Genomic DNA, 15,852 nt, shown 5'->3' with positions numbered 1-15,852 from the left:
TATTATCCTCTTGGTACTGGGCCAGTCATACTGGAGTGACGTGAATCGCCCAGGACAGAAATCATCAGCATGGTCGCACCGACTACAGTGACATAGACACCGACATCAAACAGCGCCGCCGAAGCCAGATGCATTTCTCCAATCACGGGTGGCGAGACATAGATATGTGCGCTGGTCAGGAATGGGCGTGACCAGAACCAGGCTGCAACCCCGGTCAAACCGGCAATGGTTAAACCCACGCCAATCCAGATTTCATACAAACGACCAGATTTGGCACCCAGCAACTGTTCAGTTTTATCCTGTCCCACTGCAATATATTGAATAATTAAGGCCAGTGAGGTGACTAATCCGGCAATGAATCCACCGCCCGGCAGGTTATGGCCACGCATAAAGATATACAGGCTGACTACCAGAGCTACAGGTAAAATCCATGATGCCGTGATACGTAACATCAAGGGGGAGGGATTAAATCGATAGGTCAAACCTTGGGTCATGGTGGTGCCATGCGCACGCATGCCATCCATCAGGCTAAGCACACCAATCGCGGCAATCCCGAGTACAGTAATTTCGCCGAAGGTATCGAAACCACGGAAGTCGACCAGAATCACATTGACCACATTGGTGCCGCCGCCGAGTGGAATTGACTGCTGCAGGAAGAACCATGAAATAGAATTATGATCACGGGTCATGATCAGCCAGGCGATGGTGGCAATACCGAGACCGCCGCCTAGCGCAATGATCGCATCACGCCAGCGCCGGGTTGGACTGGATTCATAAGGGGTTAGCTGCGGTAGCAGAGATAAACTCATTAATAACAAGACGGTGGTTACTACATCGACCGTAATTTGGGTCAATGCCAGGTCAGGTGCCGAGAAGCCAATAAAGACCATGGTCACCACCAGACCTACTGCACCACTGATCAGTACCGCTTTAATCCGTTCATGATGGAACCATAGCAGCATCCAGCAGGCAGAGAACAGCAACATCCACAAGACAATGGCAAGGGCAGGGGCATGGGTCAGCTCACGCGTACCGCTACCGATACCATTGGATAACAATGGGAAACCAACCAGGCCGATGGTAAAGATCACAATCCACAATAAATAGCTTTGTAATTTGCCAGTTTCAGTGGCACGGCGGAAACGACGTGAATTTAACAGCAGATTTTTCAGGAACAGGTCAAACAGGATCCGACCCTGTAAGCGGCCCAGTTTTGGATCCAGATCAATTTCACGTAAGGCACCACCTTTGGCCAGAGAAAAGTAAAACACCGCACCACCGGCCAAAGCAATCACACTCATTAATAATGGCAGATTAAACCCATGCCAGAGGGCCAGATGCGTACCTTCAAAAGCAAAATTTTGAGTCGTTGCCTGCGTGGTACTATTCACGATTTTTTCGACCAAAAGTGCTGGCAATAGACCCACTAAAATACATAAAAATGCCAGTAAAGTGGCGGGTGCACGCATGCCAAATGGTGGCTCATGCGCATTTTTATTCGGGACTTGCTTGCCCAGTGGACCGTCGAAAAATACCCCATGCACCAGACGAATCGAATAAGTGACTGCAAAAATTCCGGCCAATGTTGCCACAATGGCTGAACCGACCAGCACTGGCCCGCTTAAATTGGCCACCAGCTCAGTAAAGAACATCTCTTTGGAGAGGAAACCATTGGTCAATGGAACACCGGCCATAGAGGCCGCAGTGATCATGGTCAGCGTTGCAGTAAAGGGCAGCAGTTGCCACAGACCGGAAAGCTTACGTAAATCACGGGTGCCAGATTCATGATCGATAATACCGGCAATCATAAACAGGGCCGCTTTAAAGGTGGCATGGTTAATAATATGGAAAATTGCCGCTGCGACTGCCAGTGGAGAACCAATCCCGAGCAGACACATGATCAGACCCAAATGACTGATGGTTGAATAGGCCAACAGGCCTTTCAGATCTTCCTTAAAAATGGCAAAAAAGGCGGCCATGCACAGGGTAAACAGACCGACAAAGGTCACAATATTATGAAACAGTGCCGCGCCCGCAAAAATCGGGAGTAAACGTGGGACCAGAAACAGGCCGGCTTTGACCATGGTGGCCGAGTGTAAATAGGCAGAGACCGGTGTCGGTGCTGCCATGGCATTGGGTAACCAGAAATGGAAGGGGAACTGCGCACTCTTGGTAAAGGCACCGAGTAAAATCAGCAACAAAGTGGGAACAAATAGCGCATGTGACTGAATCTGGTCAGTCATCGTCAGGATTTGATCAATCTGATAAGTGCCGGTAATTTGACCCAGCAGGATGAAGCCACCAAGCATGGCCAAGCCACCCATGCCGGTAATGGTCAAGGCCATACGTGAGCCGCGCTGTGCGGCTTCGTAATTGCTCCAATAGCCCACCAGTAAAAATGATGAAATACTGGTAAGTTCCCAGAAAACCAGCAGGATCAGCAAGTTATTCGACAATGAAATTCCGAGCATGGCTGCCATAAACAGCATCAGCAAGAAATAAAGTTTGCTCAGCGAATTTTTAGGATTGAGATAATAATAGGCATAAATATAGATCAGGGTGCCTATACCACTGATCAGCAAGGCAAACAGCAGGGCCAGAGAATCCAGACGGAAACTGAAATCGATCCCGAGCTGGGGCAGCCAGGACCAGGTCTGAATGATCACGGCACCATCAAAGATGGCAGGCGCCTGACTCAATAATAATAAGAAACTGCTGAGGCTGACACCAATTGCCCCTAAAGCCGTTACCCCGCGCGAAAATTGCTTCAGCCACGAGACAAGGGTTGTGCCTAATACTAACGGTAACAATATAATAATCGGCAGCACACTCGTATCCATTGTCGTGATTTAGGTTGTGACCAACCTAGGGTGAATCTTCATCTTTCAAGGACTACAGGATTACAAGGAGCAACCCAAACTTCTCAATCTTGAAAGCCAAAAGAATATTCAAAAAGAATATAAAAACAGTTGTATTGCGCAACTTATAAACGATAGCAAATTCCGATTTTACAATGAAATTCGCAAATAAAACCGATCATATTACAGGATAACAACAACATCAATGTTTTTATGTCGAACTTATAAATTATACGCGAGCAGGCTTTTGGCGTGGGGTAGATGCTTAAACAGATCATCCAGAAGTGACCGAAAATTAAGATTAAATTGCAAGCATTGATTGTAAATATGACTAAATGCAGTTTTACAATTGCAAAAAGACAGCACTAAAATGGTCTGGATAAATCTCGATATTCATCGAAACGATCATTACTGTTTTTCAACGTTATTTAGAGCGATTGCGGTAGCGTCGGCTGATCCTGAGCAAGTAAACGTAACAATTCCTGCTGCTGTTCAGGATTCAACTGTTGCTGAATCCGCTGTAATACAGCAAGCGGTGTAGTCGGTTCGGTGACGGTTTCTATTAGCGCTTCTTCGGCAGGAATTGCGTCTGGATCAGTATGTAGACCCATTTCGGCATAGATCTGATCAAACTGGATTTTCATGCTTTCAAGATGAATTGGATGCAACTGTTTATTTTCGAGTCTTAAGCACTGAAAGGCCTGTGCATGTTCCAGTAACTCAGGTCGGTTGCCGGTGGCAATAATTTGCAAGTTAGGAAATGCCTGATGCAGACGTGGCAGAATCTCTGCTGCCAGATCCTGATCCAGCTGATGATCAATGGCATCAATCAACAACACTCCTGTACCTTCCTGACATGGAAATAAACTGTTCGGGTTGAGCAGACAAAGACGCCGTACAATATCGCCCACCAGTGCAATCCAGGTGCGGATGCTATTGGGAAGTTGCTGAAAAGTAAAACGCTTGTCCTGATAGGTCAGCATCAGTTGCAGCTTGGGCTGGTATTTTAACTCAATCTGGCTGATGTCAGGCAGTACCTGCGACAGGGCGTTTTTTAAGGCCGTTAAATGCGGGGTATGCAGCTGTGCTTGCGCTTTTTCAATCTGCCGCGCCAGTTCATCTCCCCGAATATCTTTAGGCTGCTGCAAGGCACGCGCTAAAATCTGATCCATGATCTTGGCGCTTTGCGCATTTTCAATATCACTGACTTCACGCAACCATTCAAAGAAACGGGCAAAGGTCGTAAACGGAATCGCGCCAATGTCGTAAGCATACGCTGTATGGAAAATGGCCGGATTGTTTTTGCTGATCAGATTGACGTCATTGACAAAGCGGTCGGTAGGATAATAGGCAATTAGCGGCAAGCCGAGCAGAGGATCATTGAGTCGGGCTTTCTGATAAAGCCCAAGCATGCTGTCCAGTTGCGCGGTTTCTGCTTTGCTAAAGCCGAGTCCCTGACTATTTAAAGTCTTATAGACTTGCCAGGAACAGCTCTGTTGCTGTGCAGCTTCAGTCTGGCTGGATTCTGTAAGCGCTGAAACCTCTTCGGGAAAGCCAACCCGGATATCAATTTTGGATTGCAGCCGGTGTTGCATGATGTCCTGATCAGGCATCACCAGACCGGCAGCCCGGCTATCGCGATAACGCGCTGCAAACCAGGTCAGCGCCTGATAAGCACAGCGTAACAAAGTGGTTTTGCCAGTACCCTGATTGCCCAAAATTAAGGTAAGCGGATATTGTGAATAATCAAGCTGAAGCTGAATCTCTGGAAAATGCAGGGTGTGTTTCAGTTGAAGCGCTTCGATGTGCATAGATCACCTGTACCATGATTTTACATCCATACCTTAACCGACGGCTTGACGAAGCGACTGCGGCATCTTGATCTTCAGTTGTTGAATCAGGTCATAAATGTGATGAATATTTAAGCTTACTTTAGCACGTGTACAGGCCACGTAAAGTAAACGTAGCTCTTCATCACTAATTTTATGATCTTTTTCATTCAGCTTAAACTGATAGTCATCTTCAATATGCACCCGTTCCCACTCCAGACCTTTGGCCTTATGTGCAGTGGAAATAATATAGTCCGCCTGTCCAATCGGGGTGATTTTGGCCAGGGCTTTTTTCAATGGATCGGTGCCATGTTCATCGACCAGTTTAACCAGCGGTTTGATATCGCTACCTTCATTGGTTTCACAGTATTCATGCACATCATGCCAGGAATTAAACCAAGCCAATTCCGGCACATCGACCACACGTTTGCCCTGTTTCAACATGGCAGCCGCATCGACAAAACGATTCAGTTTGACATGATCGGCTTGCAGGCTGACTTTATCACCACGCACCAGTCCGGCAAGTAACAGTTCCATGGCCCGGGCATTGGTCCGGCATAAAATTGCATCCCGCATTTTGGTATGCGGTTTATTCACGACTTTAGAATCTAACAACGGATTGCCAAGCAAAGGCACGGTTTCATTCAGTGCACCTAAAATGGCATTGGCATTTAACGCGATTTCAGGGCCAAAACGAAACGATGTGGTCAGGCGTGATTCGGGTAAAGGCAGTTGCTGCATGGCATTCACCGCACCGCGCCAAGCATAAATCTGCTGATGCGCATCACCGACATAAATCACCTGAGTATTCCGCTGTTTCAGCAAAATTCCGAGCATGAGTGGGTCGGCATCCTGCGCTTCATCAAACAGCACATAATCGGCCGGAATATTCGGTTCAGACAGCGCCCAGAGTTTCAGGTAAATATCATGGCCAATCCCGGCCTGATGATTGGGATCGATTGATTCTAGCCAGCGCCGTTCTACGGCCGGATAAAGTTTCTTTTGCAGGATCTCAATATCATCTGGATGTAACCAGCTCGGTGCCTGAATATGCCGCGGAGCAGGGTATTGCGAACTGGTCGAACAGAAATAGCCAACCGCATTGGCGACTAAACTCGCCAGACGCGAAGGCATCAAGACATATTTTTCATAACGCCCACCCATCATACGGCGCATGGTCATCGGTTCCAGACGGTATTCTTTGGCAATAAAGCTTGGGCTTAAACGGGGCAGACGCAGCTTGTCGGTGATTCCACGTGGAACACTGCGAAATGCCAGCGAGTGAAAAGTGCGGCAATCTACGCCGCGATGAAATTTGGCTTGCGCTTCACTGGCAATGGCTTTGTTGAAAGCCAGATACATGCCACGCCGTTCAGGCATGGCATCACTGATCATTTGTAGTGTGGTGGTTTTACCTGTGCCGGCATAGGCAATCACTTTAAAGGAATTACCCAGACGGGCATTATCGATGGCAGTGGCCTGCTCATAAGTGGCCTTGGGTTTTTGCAGATCAGACACAGGCATATTCATCATTTAATGCTGACGGCTGGCTTTTTCAACCAGACCGGATAAGCCCTGACGACGTGCCAGCTCATTCAAGACCAGTTGCGGTTCGATATCGAAATAACCCAGCATCACAATGGTATGGAACCACAGATCAGCAACTTCATAGATCAGATCATTTTTATTGTCTTCAGAGACCTGAGCGTTGAAATCTTTGGCAGCCAGCACAGTTTCAAAGCTTTCTTCACCGACTTTTTCTAAAATCTTGTTCAGGCCTTTGTGATAGAGCTTGGCCACATAAGAGGAATCCGGATCGGCCTGTTTGCGTTCTGCCATCATCTGGCCCAGATAGGACAAGACTTCGACCTGTTCAGACTGGGCGCTTGACGCTTCCATCGCCAGCGTATGCGGATTTGTGGATTTTTCACCATAAATTGCAGACGGGTGTTTCAGCTGTGCATCGACAATTTCCCAGCCATTTGGCGTGAGCTTGCGATAGAAACATGATTCACGGCCAGTATGGCAGGCGATACCGCCATGTTGTTCAATTTGCAGCACAATCACGTCGGCATCACAGTCCAGACGGATTTCATGTACCGTTTGAAAATGTCCTGATTCTTCGCCCTTATGCCATAACTTGCTGCGTGAACGGGAGAAATATACCGCCTGATTTTTTTCAGCAGTTAAAGCCAAGGCTTCACGATTCATCCAGGCCACCATCAACACACGTCCAGTTTGATGATGCTGGGCAATGGCAGGGACTAATCCTTGTTCGTTAAATTTTACTTCATCGAGCCATTGCGCGTTGTTCATAAGGGTTTCCATCATTTCAATCAAAATATAAAAATACGGATAGGAAATATCCGCAGATAGTGTACGTGATCTCGCAGCATTTGCGGCAAAAATCTGTGTCGATAAAGACAGGCTATGTCGTGTGTGATCCAGATGAGCTTGCTTTCACCTAGAGATTTAAAACTGAGACATCAAAAAAGCCGCCCGGTCGGCGGCTCGTATTTTCAGGAAATTATCCCAGTAAAAATTACCAGTGTTCGCCCGGGAACAGCCGTGCATATGCTTTTTGCACCAAATTTAATTTTTGTGGTTGACCCACAGAGGCACTTGAACTTGGGAACAGGTTATAACCAATCGACATCAGAACATTGTTGATATCCGGGGCAATCGAATAAGTAATCGAGGCCAGACGACCCAAACCGGTCGCAACTTTCTTCGGGCGTTTCACGATGGCATAGGCAATCAGGTCAGCCGCCTGTTCCGGAGAAAGTGTCGGGACGTATTTATAAATTTTGGTTGGTGCAATCATCGGAGTGCGTACCAAAGGCATATAGATCGAGGTGATTGCGATTTTATGCGAATGTACTTCTGCAGACAGGCAGCGACTAAAAGCATCCAGCGCAGCTTTTGAAGCAACATAGGCCGAAAAACGGGTGGCATTGGCCAGTACACCAATTGAGCTGATGTTAATAATCTGACCCGCACGACGAATCATCATTTGCGGCAGGATATTCATCACCAGACGCACGGCGCCGAAATAGTTCAGCTGCATGGTCCGTTCAAAATCATGAAAACGATCTACTGACTCATGCACGGCACGGCGGATCGAACGTCCTGCATTATTGATCAGAATATCAATATGATCGACTGAGGCAATAATCTGTTTGGAAACTTCATCAATCGCTTCCATATTGTTTAAATCACATGGAAAGATTGAGGCTTTGCCGCCTTTGGCTTCAATGTCTGCTTTTACTTGTTCTAGGGTTTCTTGAGTACGGGCCACCAGTAAAACATGGGCGCCTGCATCGGCCAGTTGATGTGCTGTCGTTAAACCAATACCGCTGGATGCACCGGTAATCAGGACGGTTTTACCTGCAACACGTTTTTCCAGTTGTTTGTGTAGTCTAGTTTTCACGTTTGTTATCCCTAATTTGAAGTCAGCGTTCAAATTATTTTTATTAAAGGTCTATGGCGCTCTAACAGAAGATGAGAGCGAAGGTGAGTCCAGATATGATAACCAATTCTTCAGAAAAATCTATAAATTAAACCATTGAAATTAAAATAAAAATTAGAGTAATTGCTCTATTTGTGTTCACTCTTTCATTTAACTTTTAACATGAAAATAAAAAGCAAAGCAAGTGGCTGTTTTAGAAAATAAATAAAAAAACCTCACCAAAATGATGAGGTTTCGAATCGGCTCGGGTACCGTTTTTAAACGGTCGCCAGCGCCTGTTCCAAATCCGCGATCAAGTCATCAATATGTTCAATCCCAATCGAGAGTCGCACCATATCTTCACTGACACCTGCTGATTTTAACTCCTCGGCATTGAGTTGGCGATGTGTGGTGGTCGCCGGATGACAAGCGAGACTTTTGGCATCGCCGATATTGACCAGACGGGTAAACAGTTGCAGCGCATCAATAAAACGTGTGCCGCCTTCAAGACCATGCTCTACGCCAAAGGTTAGAATCGCAGATGGTTTACCTTTCACATATTTTTGTGCCAAGGCATGTTGTGGATGATCTTTCAGACCAGCGTAATTGACCCATTTTACTTTAGGATGCTGCTGTAAATATTCCGCAATTTTAAGCGCATTTTCAGTATGACGCTCCATACGCAGACTTAAAGTTTCCAAACCTTGCAGGATCAGAAACACATTCTGCGGGCTGATCGCGGCCCCAGTATTGCGTAGTGGCACCACACGCGCTCGAGCGATATAAGCCGCTTCACCGAGAACTTCGACATAGTTTACGCCATGATAACTTGGATCGGGGGTATTCAGCGCGGGAAAGCGTTCAGGATATTTACCCCACGGGAATTTACCGCTATCGACAATGATGCCACCAATCGAATTGCCATGACCGCCGATATATTTGGTCAATGAATGCACGATAATGTCGGCACCAAAATCAAAAGATTTTTGTAGCACTGGCGTTGCCACCGTGTTGTCCACGACCACAGGCACACCGTACTCATGCGCGATTTTTGCAATCTCTTCCAGATCAATAATATTACCCAGTGGATTACCAATCGATTCAACAAAGACCAGTTTGGTCTTGTCATCAATTAAACTACGCAAGCTTTCCGGTTTTTCATAATCAAAGAAACGCACGTCAATACCTTGCTTCGGCAGGGTGTGTGCGAACAGGTTATAGGTGCCGCCATAGAGCGTAGATACGGATGCAATATTGTCACCGGCTTCAGCAATGGTCTGAATCGCATAGGTAATTGCAGCCATACCAGACGCTAAAGCAAGTGCGCCAATCCCGCCTTCAAGTGCGGCAATACGTTGCTCTAACACCGCCGTGGTCGGGTTCATGATCCGGGTATAGATATTGCCCTGTACCTTTAAATCGAACAAATCGGCCCCATGTTGAGTATTGTCAAAGGCATAAGACGTAGTTTGGTAAATTGGCACTGCAACTGCTTTGGTGGTGGCTTCAGGGCTATAACCTGCATGAATCGCAAGGGTTTCTGCTTTATAACTCATTATGACTGATCTTCTTGTGTTTAAGTTTATGACTTGAGTGTAACATTTTCATATATAAGTAAAAGTGCAATTTTACTGAAATAGATAGATGAAATAATCATATATAAATTGGGATTCGATGCACTTATTTGACTTAAATCAGCTGTTTGAAAAATCACCATAAATAAACTTGTAACAATGCATTGAAGTTCATGGCAATGGCTTATGTTTTCGCAGCTTTCTGCGTATAATAGCCGATTATTTTTTCGCTCTTTTTTGAGCTGGGGTGGTTGTTTTAACCCCATTTGGTTTTTCAGTTGAGGAGTCCTACGTGGCCCAATATATTTATACGATGAACCGAGTGTCTAAGATGGTGCCGCCGAAACGCGAAATCCTGAAAGATATCTCCTTATCATTTTTCCCGGGCGCAAAAATTGGTGTGCTTGGTCTAAACGGTGCAGGTAAATCGACCTTGCTTCGTATTATGGCGGGCGTAGATAAAGATTTCTCTGGTGAAGCACGTGCACAACCAGGTACTAAAATCGGTTATCTCGAGCAAGAGCCGCCTTTAGATGAAACTAAAGACGTGCGTGGCAACGTTGAAGATGGTCTGCGTGAGCCGCTGGATGCTTTGGCACGTCTTGACGAAGTATTTGCAGAATATGCAGCAGAAGATGCTGACTTTGATGCACTTGCAAAAGAGCAGGAAAAGCTCGAAGCCATTATCCATGCATGGGATGCACATAACCTTGCCAATCAGATGGATCAGGCAGCTGCTGCACTGAACCTTCCAGCTTGGGATGCGGATGTTAAACTGCTTTCAGGTGGTGAACGCCGCCGTGTGGCACTGTGCCGTTTGCTCTTGTCTAAGCCAGACATGTTGCTTCTTGACGAACCGACGAACCATTTAGATGCATCATCTGTTGCCTGGTTAGAACGTTTCTTGAAAGACTTCCCGGGCACCATCGTTGCGATTACGCATGACCGTTATTTCTTGGATAACGTGGCTGAGTGGATTCTTGAGCTTGACCGTGGCATGGGCATTCCATACCAAGGCAACTACTCTTCTTGGTTAGAGCAGAAAAATGCGCGTCTAGAGCAAGAGAACAAGCAAGAAGAATCTTTTGCCAAAGCATTGAAAAAAGAACTTGAATGGGTTCGCTCAAATGCCAAAGGCCAGCAAAAGAAAAACAAAGCGCGTATGGAGCGTTTTGAAGAGCTTAACTCGCGTGAATTCCAACAGCGTAACGAAACCTCTGAAATCTACATTCCACCTGGTCCACGTCTAGGCAACAAGGTTGTAGAAGTTGAAGGCATCAGCAAATCGTTTGGTGATCGTACTCTGTATAAAGATTTATCATTCGTTGTACCGCCTGCTGCGATCGTGGGTATCGTCGGTGAGAACGGTGCAGGTAAAACCACACTGTTCCGCATGATGACCGGTGAACAACAACCGGATACCGGTTCTGTGGTACTGGGTGAGTCGGTGAAAGTGGCTTATGTGGGTCAGATTCGTGACACGCTTGATGACAACAAAACGGTTTGGGAAGAAGTTTCTGGCGGTTTAGACATCTTGAAGATTGGCGAATACGAAATTGCATCTCGTGCATATATCGGTCGTTTTAACTTTAAAGGCCAGGATCAGCAAAAACGTGTCGGTCAATTGTCAGGTGGTGAGCGTAACCGTTTACAACTGGCTAAAATCCTGCAAATGGGCGCAAACGTAATCTTGCTCGATGAACCGTCAAACGACCTGGATATCGAAACCTTACGTGCGCTTGAGGATGCCATTCTGGTGTTCCCGGGTACTGTGATGGTGATCTCGCATGACCGTTGGTTCCTGGACCGTATTGCAACGCACATTTTGTCATTTGAAGGTGAAACACCTGAATTCTTCACTGGTAACTATGCTGAGTTTGAAGAATATCGTCGTAAGCGCGATGGTGATGATTTGGTCGCGAAGCGTCAAAAATACCGTAAAATTGGTGTTTAATCCCTGATTTTAAAATAAAAAACCAGCCTTCGGGCTGGTTTTTTGTGCTTATAGGGCGGTGGGGAGTGACTTAGATTTCCCACTCGTGATTACATTCACGACATTTCCATTTCTTTTGGGTCTGCATGAAGGCCTGCATGGAAATTTTAAAATCAGGCAAGTCTTTATAGAACATAAAGCCTGCAATCAAAGAAAGAATAAAGACGATGACGGTTGCAGTCTGTAAAGTTGTACCTGCACCATCACCAAAGATCCACATCGCGATACTGATGATCACCAGCAATAATAATAGGAATAGGGCGGGCACCAGAAACATCAGGCTTTTAGGAACCACCGGACGTGGAGCTGCTTGACCTGGCTGGGCCACCGGCATGATTTTCGGGCTTTGACACTTAGGGCAACGATATTGCATTACAACTCCAAAATTCTAAATTACTGATTATTTTATCGGAAGATGCGAAGAAACCGAAATATTGCCCAACATAAAATATACAGGCAATAAAAAACCCAAGTCATAATGCTTGGGTTTTTTAAAAGACCACTTCAAAAGTAATCTTGAATATGGCGTCCCTACGGGGATTCGAACCCCGGTTACCGCCGTGAAAGGGCGATGTCCTAGGCCTCTAGACGATAGGGACAATTGAGGCATTACACAGCTAAAGCAAGACTTGATTTGGTGGAGTCAAGGAGGATCGAACTCCTGACCTCTACAATGCCATTGTAGCGCTCTACCAACTGAGCTATGACCCCAGTCTGTGTGAGCGCTATATTAGGGATATCGCGCTCACACGTCAACAAAAAAATTAATTAAGCTTGATCAACCGCTTCATTTTTCGGCAATTTTAAGCTTTCATTGAGTTTTTCCCAGACTTTCAGCTCTTTTTTGCTTGGGCCACCGACAATTTCCAGCGCATGACGTAAACGTGCGAAGGTCAAATCAGGGCCAATGGTGACCATAGTCTGCATCACCGGGGTAGACGCAGTTGAACCGGCAATGGCAATAAAAAAGGCCGGCATGAAGTCACGCAGTTTAATTTCCATTTGTGCTGCCAAATCCATCAAGGTTTGGCTGACCGTGTCGTTGTTCCAGGTGAACAGGCTTTCTAAACGCCAAATGGCAAACTGCAAGCTCTGACGTACCTGTTCGTCAGACAGTTTTTTGCTGACAAACTGCTCCTGAGTCAGTGTCGGGAAGTGGTTGAAGTAATGCGCAGACCAGTTCACTGCTTCAGACAGCAAGTTGATACGTGGTTGAATCGCAGCTGCGATTTCTTCTAATTTGGCACGGTCTGCTTTCCATGCTAGCAGCGTATCGAGCAATTCAGCAGGAGAAAGGGCTTTGATCCATTGACCATTGAGCCAGTTGAGTTTTTCAACATCAAAGATTGGACCACCGAGTGATACGCGTTTGATATCAAAATGTTCAATCATTTCTGCCAAAGTGAATTTTTCACTTTCATCTGGCATTGACCAGCCCATACGACCCAAGTAGTTCAACAAGGCTTCAGGCAGTACACCGATATCTTTGTAATAGTTGATTGAAGTTGGGTTTTTACGCTTAGACAATTTTGATTTGTCCGGGTTACGTAGCAGTGGCATGTGACACAGCACCGGCATCTCCCAACCGAAGTACTGGTACAGTAACTGATGCTTCGGTGCAGACGGAATCCATTCTTCACCACGAATCACATGCGTGATTTGCATTAAATGGTCATCCACCACGTTGGCCAAATGATAGGTTGGCAAGCCGTCAGTTTTCAGCAGAATCTGCATGTCGACCTGCGCCCATGGAATCTCGACTTCACCACGCAGCATGTCATTAAATTTACAAATACCTTCAGTCGGTACTTTCATGCGAATCACATGTGCTTCGCCAGCAGCCAAACGACGCTCGACCTCTTCTTGAGAAAGGTTTAAGCCTCGACCGTCATAACGTGGAGATTCACCACGTGCTTGCTGTTCAGCACGCATTTGATCCAGTTCTTCGGCAGTGGCGAAACAGTAGAAGGCATGACCTTTTTCAACCAGTTCCAGCGCATAGTTTTTATAAATATCCATACGTTCTGACTGGCGGTACGGTGCATGTGGGCCACCCACATCTGGACCTTCAGACCAGTTGAGACCGAGCCAGCGCAATGAATCCAGGATCATTTTTTCAGATTCAGGTGTTGAGCGCAGTTGGTCGGTATCTTCAATACGAAGGATGAATTCACCCCCATGCTGTTTAGCAAAACATAAGTTAAACAAGGCAATATAGGCAGTACCTACATGAGGAAAACCTGTAGGAGAAGGTGCAATACGAGTACGAACAGTCATAGCCGGATATAATCTAGAATATAAATTTGGTTCTATTATAGCGAAAAAGCCACATCACTTAATGCTTTATTCAACATTCAGTGATGTGGCTTTAAATCCTGCTGTTATTCGAGTTGGTTAAAACTGATTAAGAATGATCGCTAGAAAATATGCTTTGTACGAAGCGGGTAAAGCGATAATTTTGTGCTGCAAAGAAATTTTGTGAAGGTGCGACTTTCAGCGCAGTTAAGACTTTAAGATTATCGTCTGTATGCAGGGTTTTTTCGCTTTTTTGTTGTTGAATTGCTTTTTCAATCGGCGATGTCTTGCTTTCAACAGTAGTGACTGAGGCCTTCTGCAAATCTGTCTTCACAACGACGGCATGACCCAGTTGAATCGAAAACAGCATGATCAGACTTAGGATGCTAGCTGTGAATAATTTAAATTTCATATCCAAACTTCCTCCTTGCTTCTGGTTGGTTTTATTCTGTTAAAAATGTTTTTTTAATACTCCGTCTACAATTCAATCACAGTTGATTATAAAGAAGTAGAACCAAGTCACATTTTTTACAAAAAATTAATATAACATCTATGGAAAATTACTAAAAATCGTAATTCTCGCTTCTGGCGGCCTATTTTTAACAGACAACTGTGAAGAGAACGTGAAGAACTGTCTTATATTGTAGCAGGAGATTAATTTTTTAGCAGAATATGTATCCAGGTTTAATTGTTAGCAGATATCTCAAAATCAGAAATAGATCATCAATATTATTATAAACACATGATTGTTATATTTATTTTTTATTTATACAGTGTGGTTATCTCAATAATGAGTCACATAACATGAAAAAAATAATAGCAACCGCAATCTTGACAATATTTACAGCAACCACCATGCAAAATGTAATGGCCAAAGATTTCCTGAATGTCTCTTATGATCCGACCCGTGAATTTTACCAAGAATATAATCAGGAGTTTGGCCAGTTCTGGAAGCAGGAAACCGGACAGACAATCAATTTTAAACAGTCACATGGCGGTTCAGGCAAGCAGGCACGTTCGGTCGTCGATGGTTTGCAGGCCGATGTGGTGACTTTGGCTTTGGCCAATGACATTGAGGAAATCGTCAATGCCGGTTTAATCGAGAAAGGCTGGCAAAAAGAATTTCCGAGTAATTCTGCACCTTATACGTCTACCATTGTTTTTTTGGTGCGTAAGGCCAATCCCAAGCAAATCAAGGACTGGAATGATCTGACCAAACCGGGTGTCGAGATTATTACACCTAACCCGAAAACTGGTGGAGCGCCACGTTGGATCTATCTATCTGCTTGGGGCTATGCGCTGAAACAGCCCGGTGGCAATGATGCCAAAGCCCGAGATCTGGTGAAAAAGCTTTATCAAAATGTCAAAGTGTTGGATTCCGGTGCCCGTGGTTCACTGACGACTTTTGCCGAGCGCGGTATTGGCGATGTACTATTATCTTGGGAAAATGAAGCCTTGCTGGCAACGCAAGGTCTAGGTAAGGACAAGTACGATATCATCTATCCCTCTATTTCAATTCTGGCCGAGCCATCGGTGGCGATCGTTGATAAAAATGTGAATAAAAATGGCAATGCCAATCTGGCGAAAGGCTATTTGAATTATCTGTATTCCCTGAAAGGGCAGGAGTTGGCTGCGAAATATTTCTTCCGTCCACGCGATGCTAAAGTGGCTGCCAAATATTCCGCCCAATTTCCGAAAATTCAAACCTTTACCATTGATAAAGTCTTTGGTGGCTGGGAAAAAGCGCAAAAAACCCATTTTGTGAATGGGGCGATTTATGACCAGATTTATAATGAAAAGCGATAACAAGCTTGAATCTAAATTGAATGAAGAAAACGGATAAAGCGTTATCCGT

The 15,852-nt window shown here is 45.4% G+C and carries 11 protein-coding genes and 2 tRNA genes; 2 read left to right on the top strand and 11 right to left on the bottom strand.

Annotated features, from left to right (window positions below):
• Window positions 1-2: 2 nt before the first annotated feature.
• From FTU90_RS04915 to FTU90_RS04890, 6 genes are all read right to left on the bottom strand, one after another.
• Window positions 3-2,840, bottom strand: a complete 2,838-nt coding sequence (locus FTU90_RS04915) for a monovalent cation/H+ antiporter subunit A (protein ID WP_180071993.1) — start codon at window positions 2,838-2,840, stop codon at window positions 3-5.
• Between the two features lie 446 nt (window positions 2,841-3,286).
• Window positions 3,287-4,669, bottom strand: a complete 1,383-nt coding sequence (locus tag FTU90_RS04910) for an AAA family ATPase (RefSeq protein WP_180071992.1) — start codon at window positions 4,667-4,669, stop codon at window positions 3,287-3,289.
• A 33-nt stretch (window positions 4,670-4,702) separates the two neighbouring features.
• The gene (locus FTU90_RS04905) at window positions 4,703-6,205 is read right to left on the bottom strand and encodes a UvrD-helicase domain-containing protein (protein ID WP_034608364.1); all 1,503 of its coding nucleotides are present in this window, start codon (window positions 6,203-6,205) and stop codon (window positions 4,703-4,705) included.
• 15 nt (window positions 6,206-6,220) lie between these two features.
• A complete protein-coding gene (hisIE, locus tag FTU90_RS04900; protein ID WP_159138540.1) occupies window positions 6,221-7,003 on the bottom strand; it encodes a bifunctional phosphoribosyl-AMP cyclohydrolase/phosphoribosyl-ATP diphosphatase HisIE in 783 nt (260 codons plus the stop codon).
• Window positions 7,004-7,229: 226 nt separating this feature from the next.
• Window positions 7,230-8,117: an SDR family NAD(P)-dependent oxidoreductase gene (locus tag FTU90_RS04895; RefSeq protein ID WP_180071991.1), complete on the bottom strand. Its 888-nt coding sequence runs from the start codon at window positions 8,115-8,117 to the stop codon at window positions 7,230-7,232.
• 296 nt (window positions 8,118-8,413) lie between these two features.
• Window positions 8,414-9,691: an O-acetylhomoserine aminocarboxypropyltransferase/cysteine synthase family protein gene (locus tag FTU90_RS04890; RefSeq protein ID WP_005168919.1), complete on the bottom strand. Its 1,278-nt coding sequence runs from the start codon at window positions 9,689-9,691 to the stop codon at window positions 8,414-8,416.
• Window positions 9,692-10,001: 310 nt separating this feature from the next.
• On the opposite strand from FTU90_RS04890, the gene ettA reads away from it, so the two are divergent.
• Entirely contained in the window at window positions 10,002-11,663 is a 1,662-nt protein-coding gene (ettA, locus tag FTU90_RS04885; RefSeq protein ID WP_005168915.1) for an energy-dependent translational throttle protein EttA, read from the top strand.
• A gap of 70 nt (window positions 11,664-11,733) precedes the next feature.
• Here ettA and FTU90_RS04880 read toward each other — a convergent pair whose 3' ends face one another.
• The 5 genes from FTU90_RS04880 to FTU90_RS04860 all read right to left on the bottom strand — a co-directional run bounded on the left by FTU90_RS04880 (window position 11,734) and on the right by FTU90_RS04860 (window position 14,409).
• The gene (locus FTU90_RS04880) at window positions 11,734-12,075 is read right to left on the bottom strand and encodes a membrane protein (protein ID WP_004281123.1); all 342 of its coding nucleotides are present in this window, start codon (window positions 12,073-12,075) and stop codon (window positions 11,734-11,736) included.
• A 150-nt stretch (window positions 12,076-12,225) separates the two neighbouring features.
• Window positions 12,226-12,301 (bottom strand) — tRNA-Glu (locus FTU90_RS04875).
• Between the two features lie 36 nt (window positions 12,302-12,337).
• Window positions 12,338-12,413: transfer RNA gene (locus FTU90_RS04870), tRNA-Ala, on the bottom strand.
• A gap of 57 nt (window positions 12,414-12,470) precedes the next feature.
• Window positions 12,471-13,979 carry a glutamate--tRNA ligase gene (gene gltX, locus FTU90_RS04865; RefSeq protein WP_005168912.1) on the bottom strand — a complete coding sequence of 503 codons (1,509 nt, stop codon included), beginning with the start codon at window positions 13,977-13,979 and terminating at the stop codon, window positions 12,471-12,473.
• 127 nt (window positions 13,980-14,106) lie between these two features.
• Complete coding sequence (locus FTU90_RS04860; protein WP_005094351.1) at window positions 14,107-14,409, bottom strand: hypothetical protein; 303 nt, start codon at window positions 14,407-14,409, stop codon at window positions 14,107-14,109.
• A 392-nt stretch (window positions 14,410-14,801) separates the two neighbouring features.
• On the opposite strand from FTU90_RS04860, the gene FTU90_RS04855 reads away from it, so the two are divergent.
• Window positions 14,802-15,803, top strand: a complete 1,002-nt coding sequence (locus FTU90_RS04855; protein WP_180071990.1) for a sulfate ABC transporter substrate-binding protein — start codon at window positions 14,802-14,804, stop codon at window positions 15,801-15,803.
• The last annotated feature ends 49 nt before the right edge of the window (window positions 15,804-15,852 follow it).

This window comes from Acinetobacter sp. YH12200 (assembly GCF_013418175.1).
Lineage (GTDB): Bacteria > Pseudomonadota > Gammaproteobacteria > Pseudomonadales > Moraxellaceae > Acinetobacter > Acinetobacter pseudolwoffii.
Note: the sequence above shows the minus strand (reverse complement) of the source record. Positions and strands in the feature narration are given on the sequence as shown.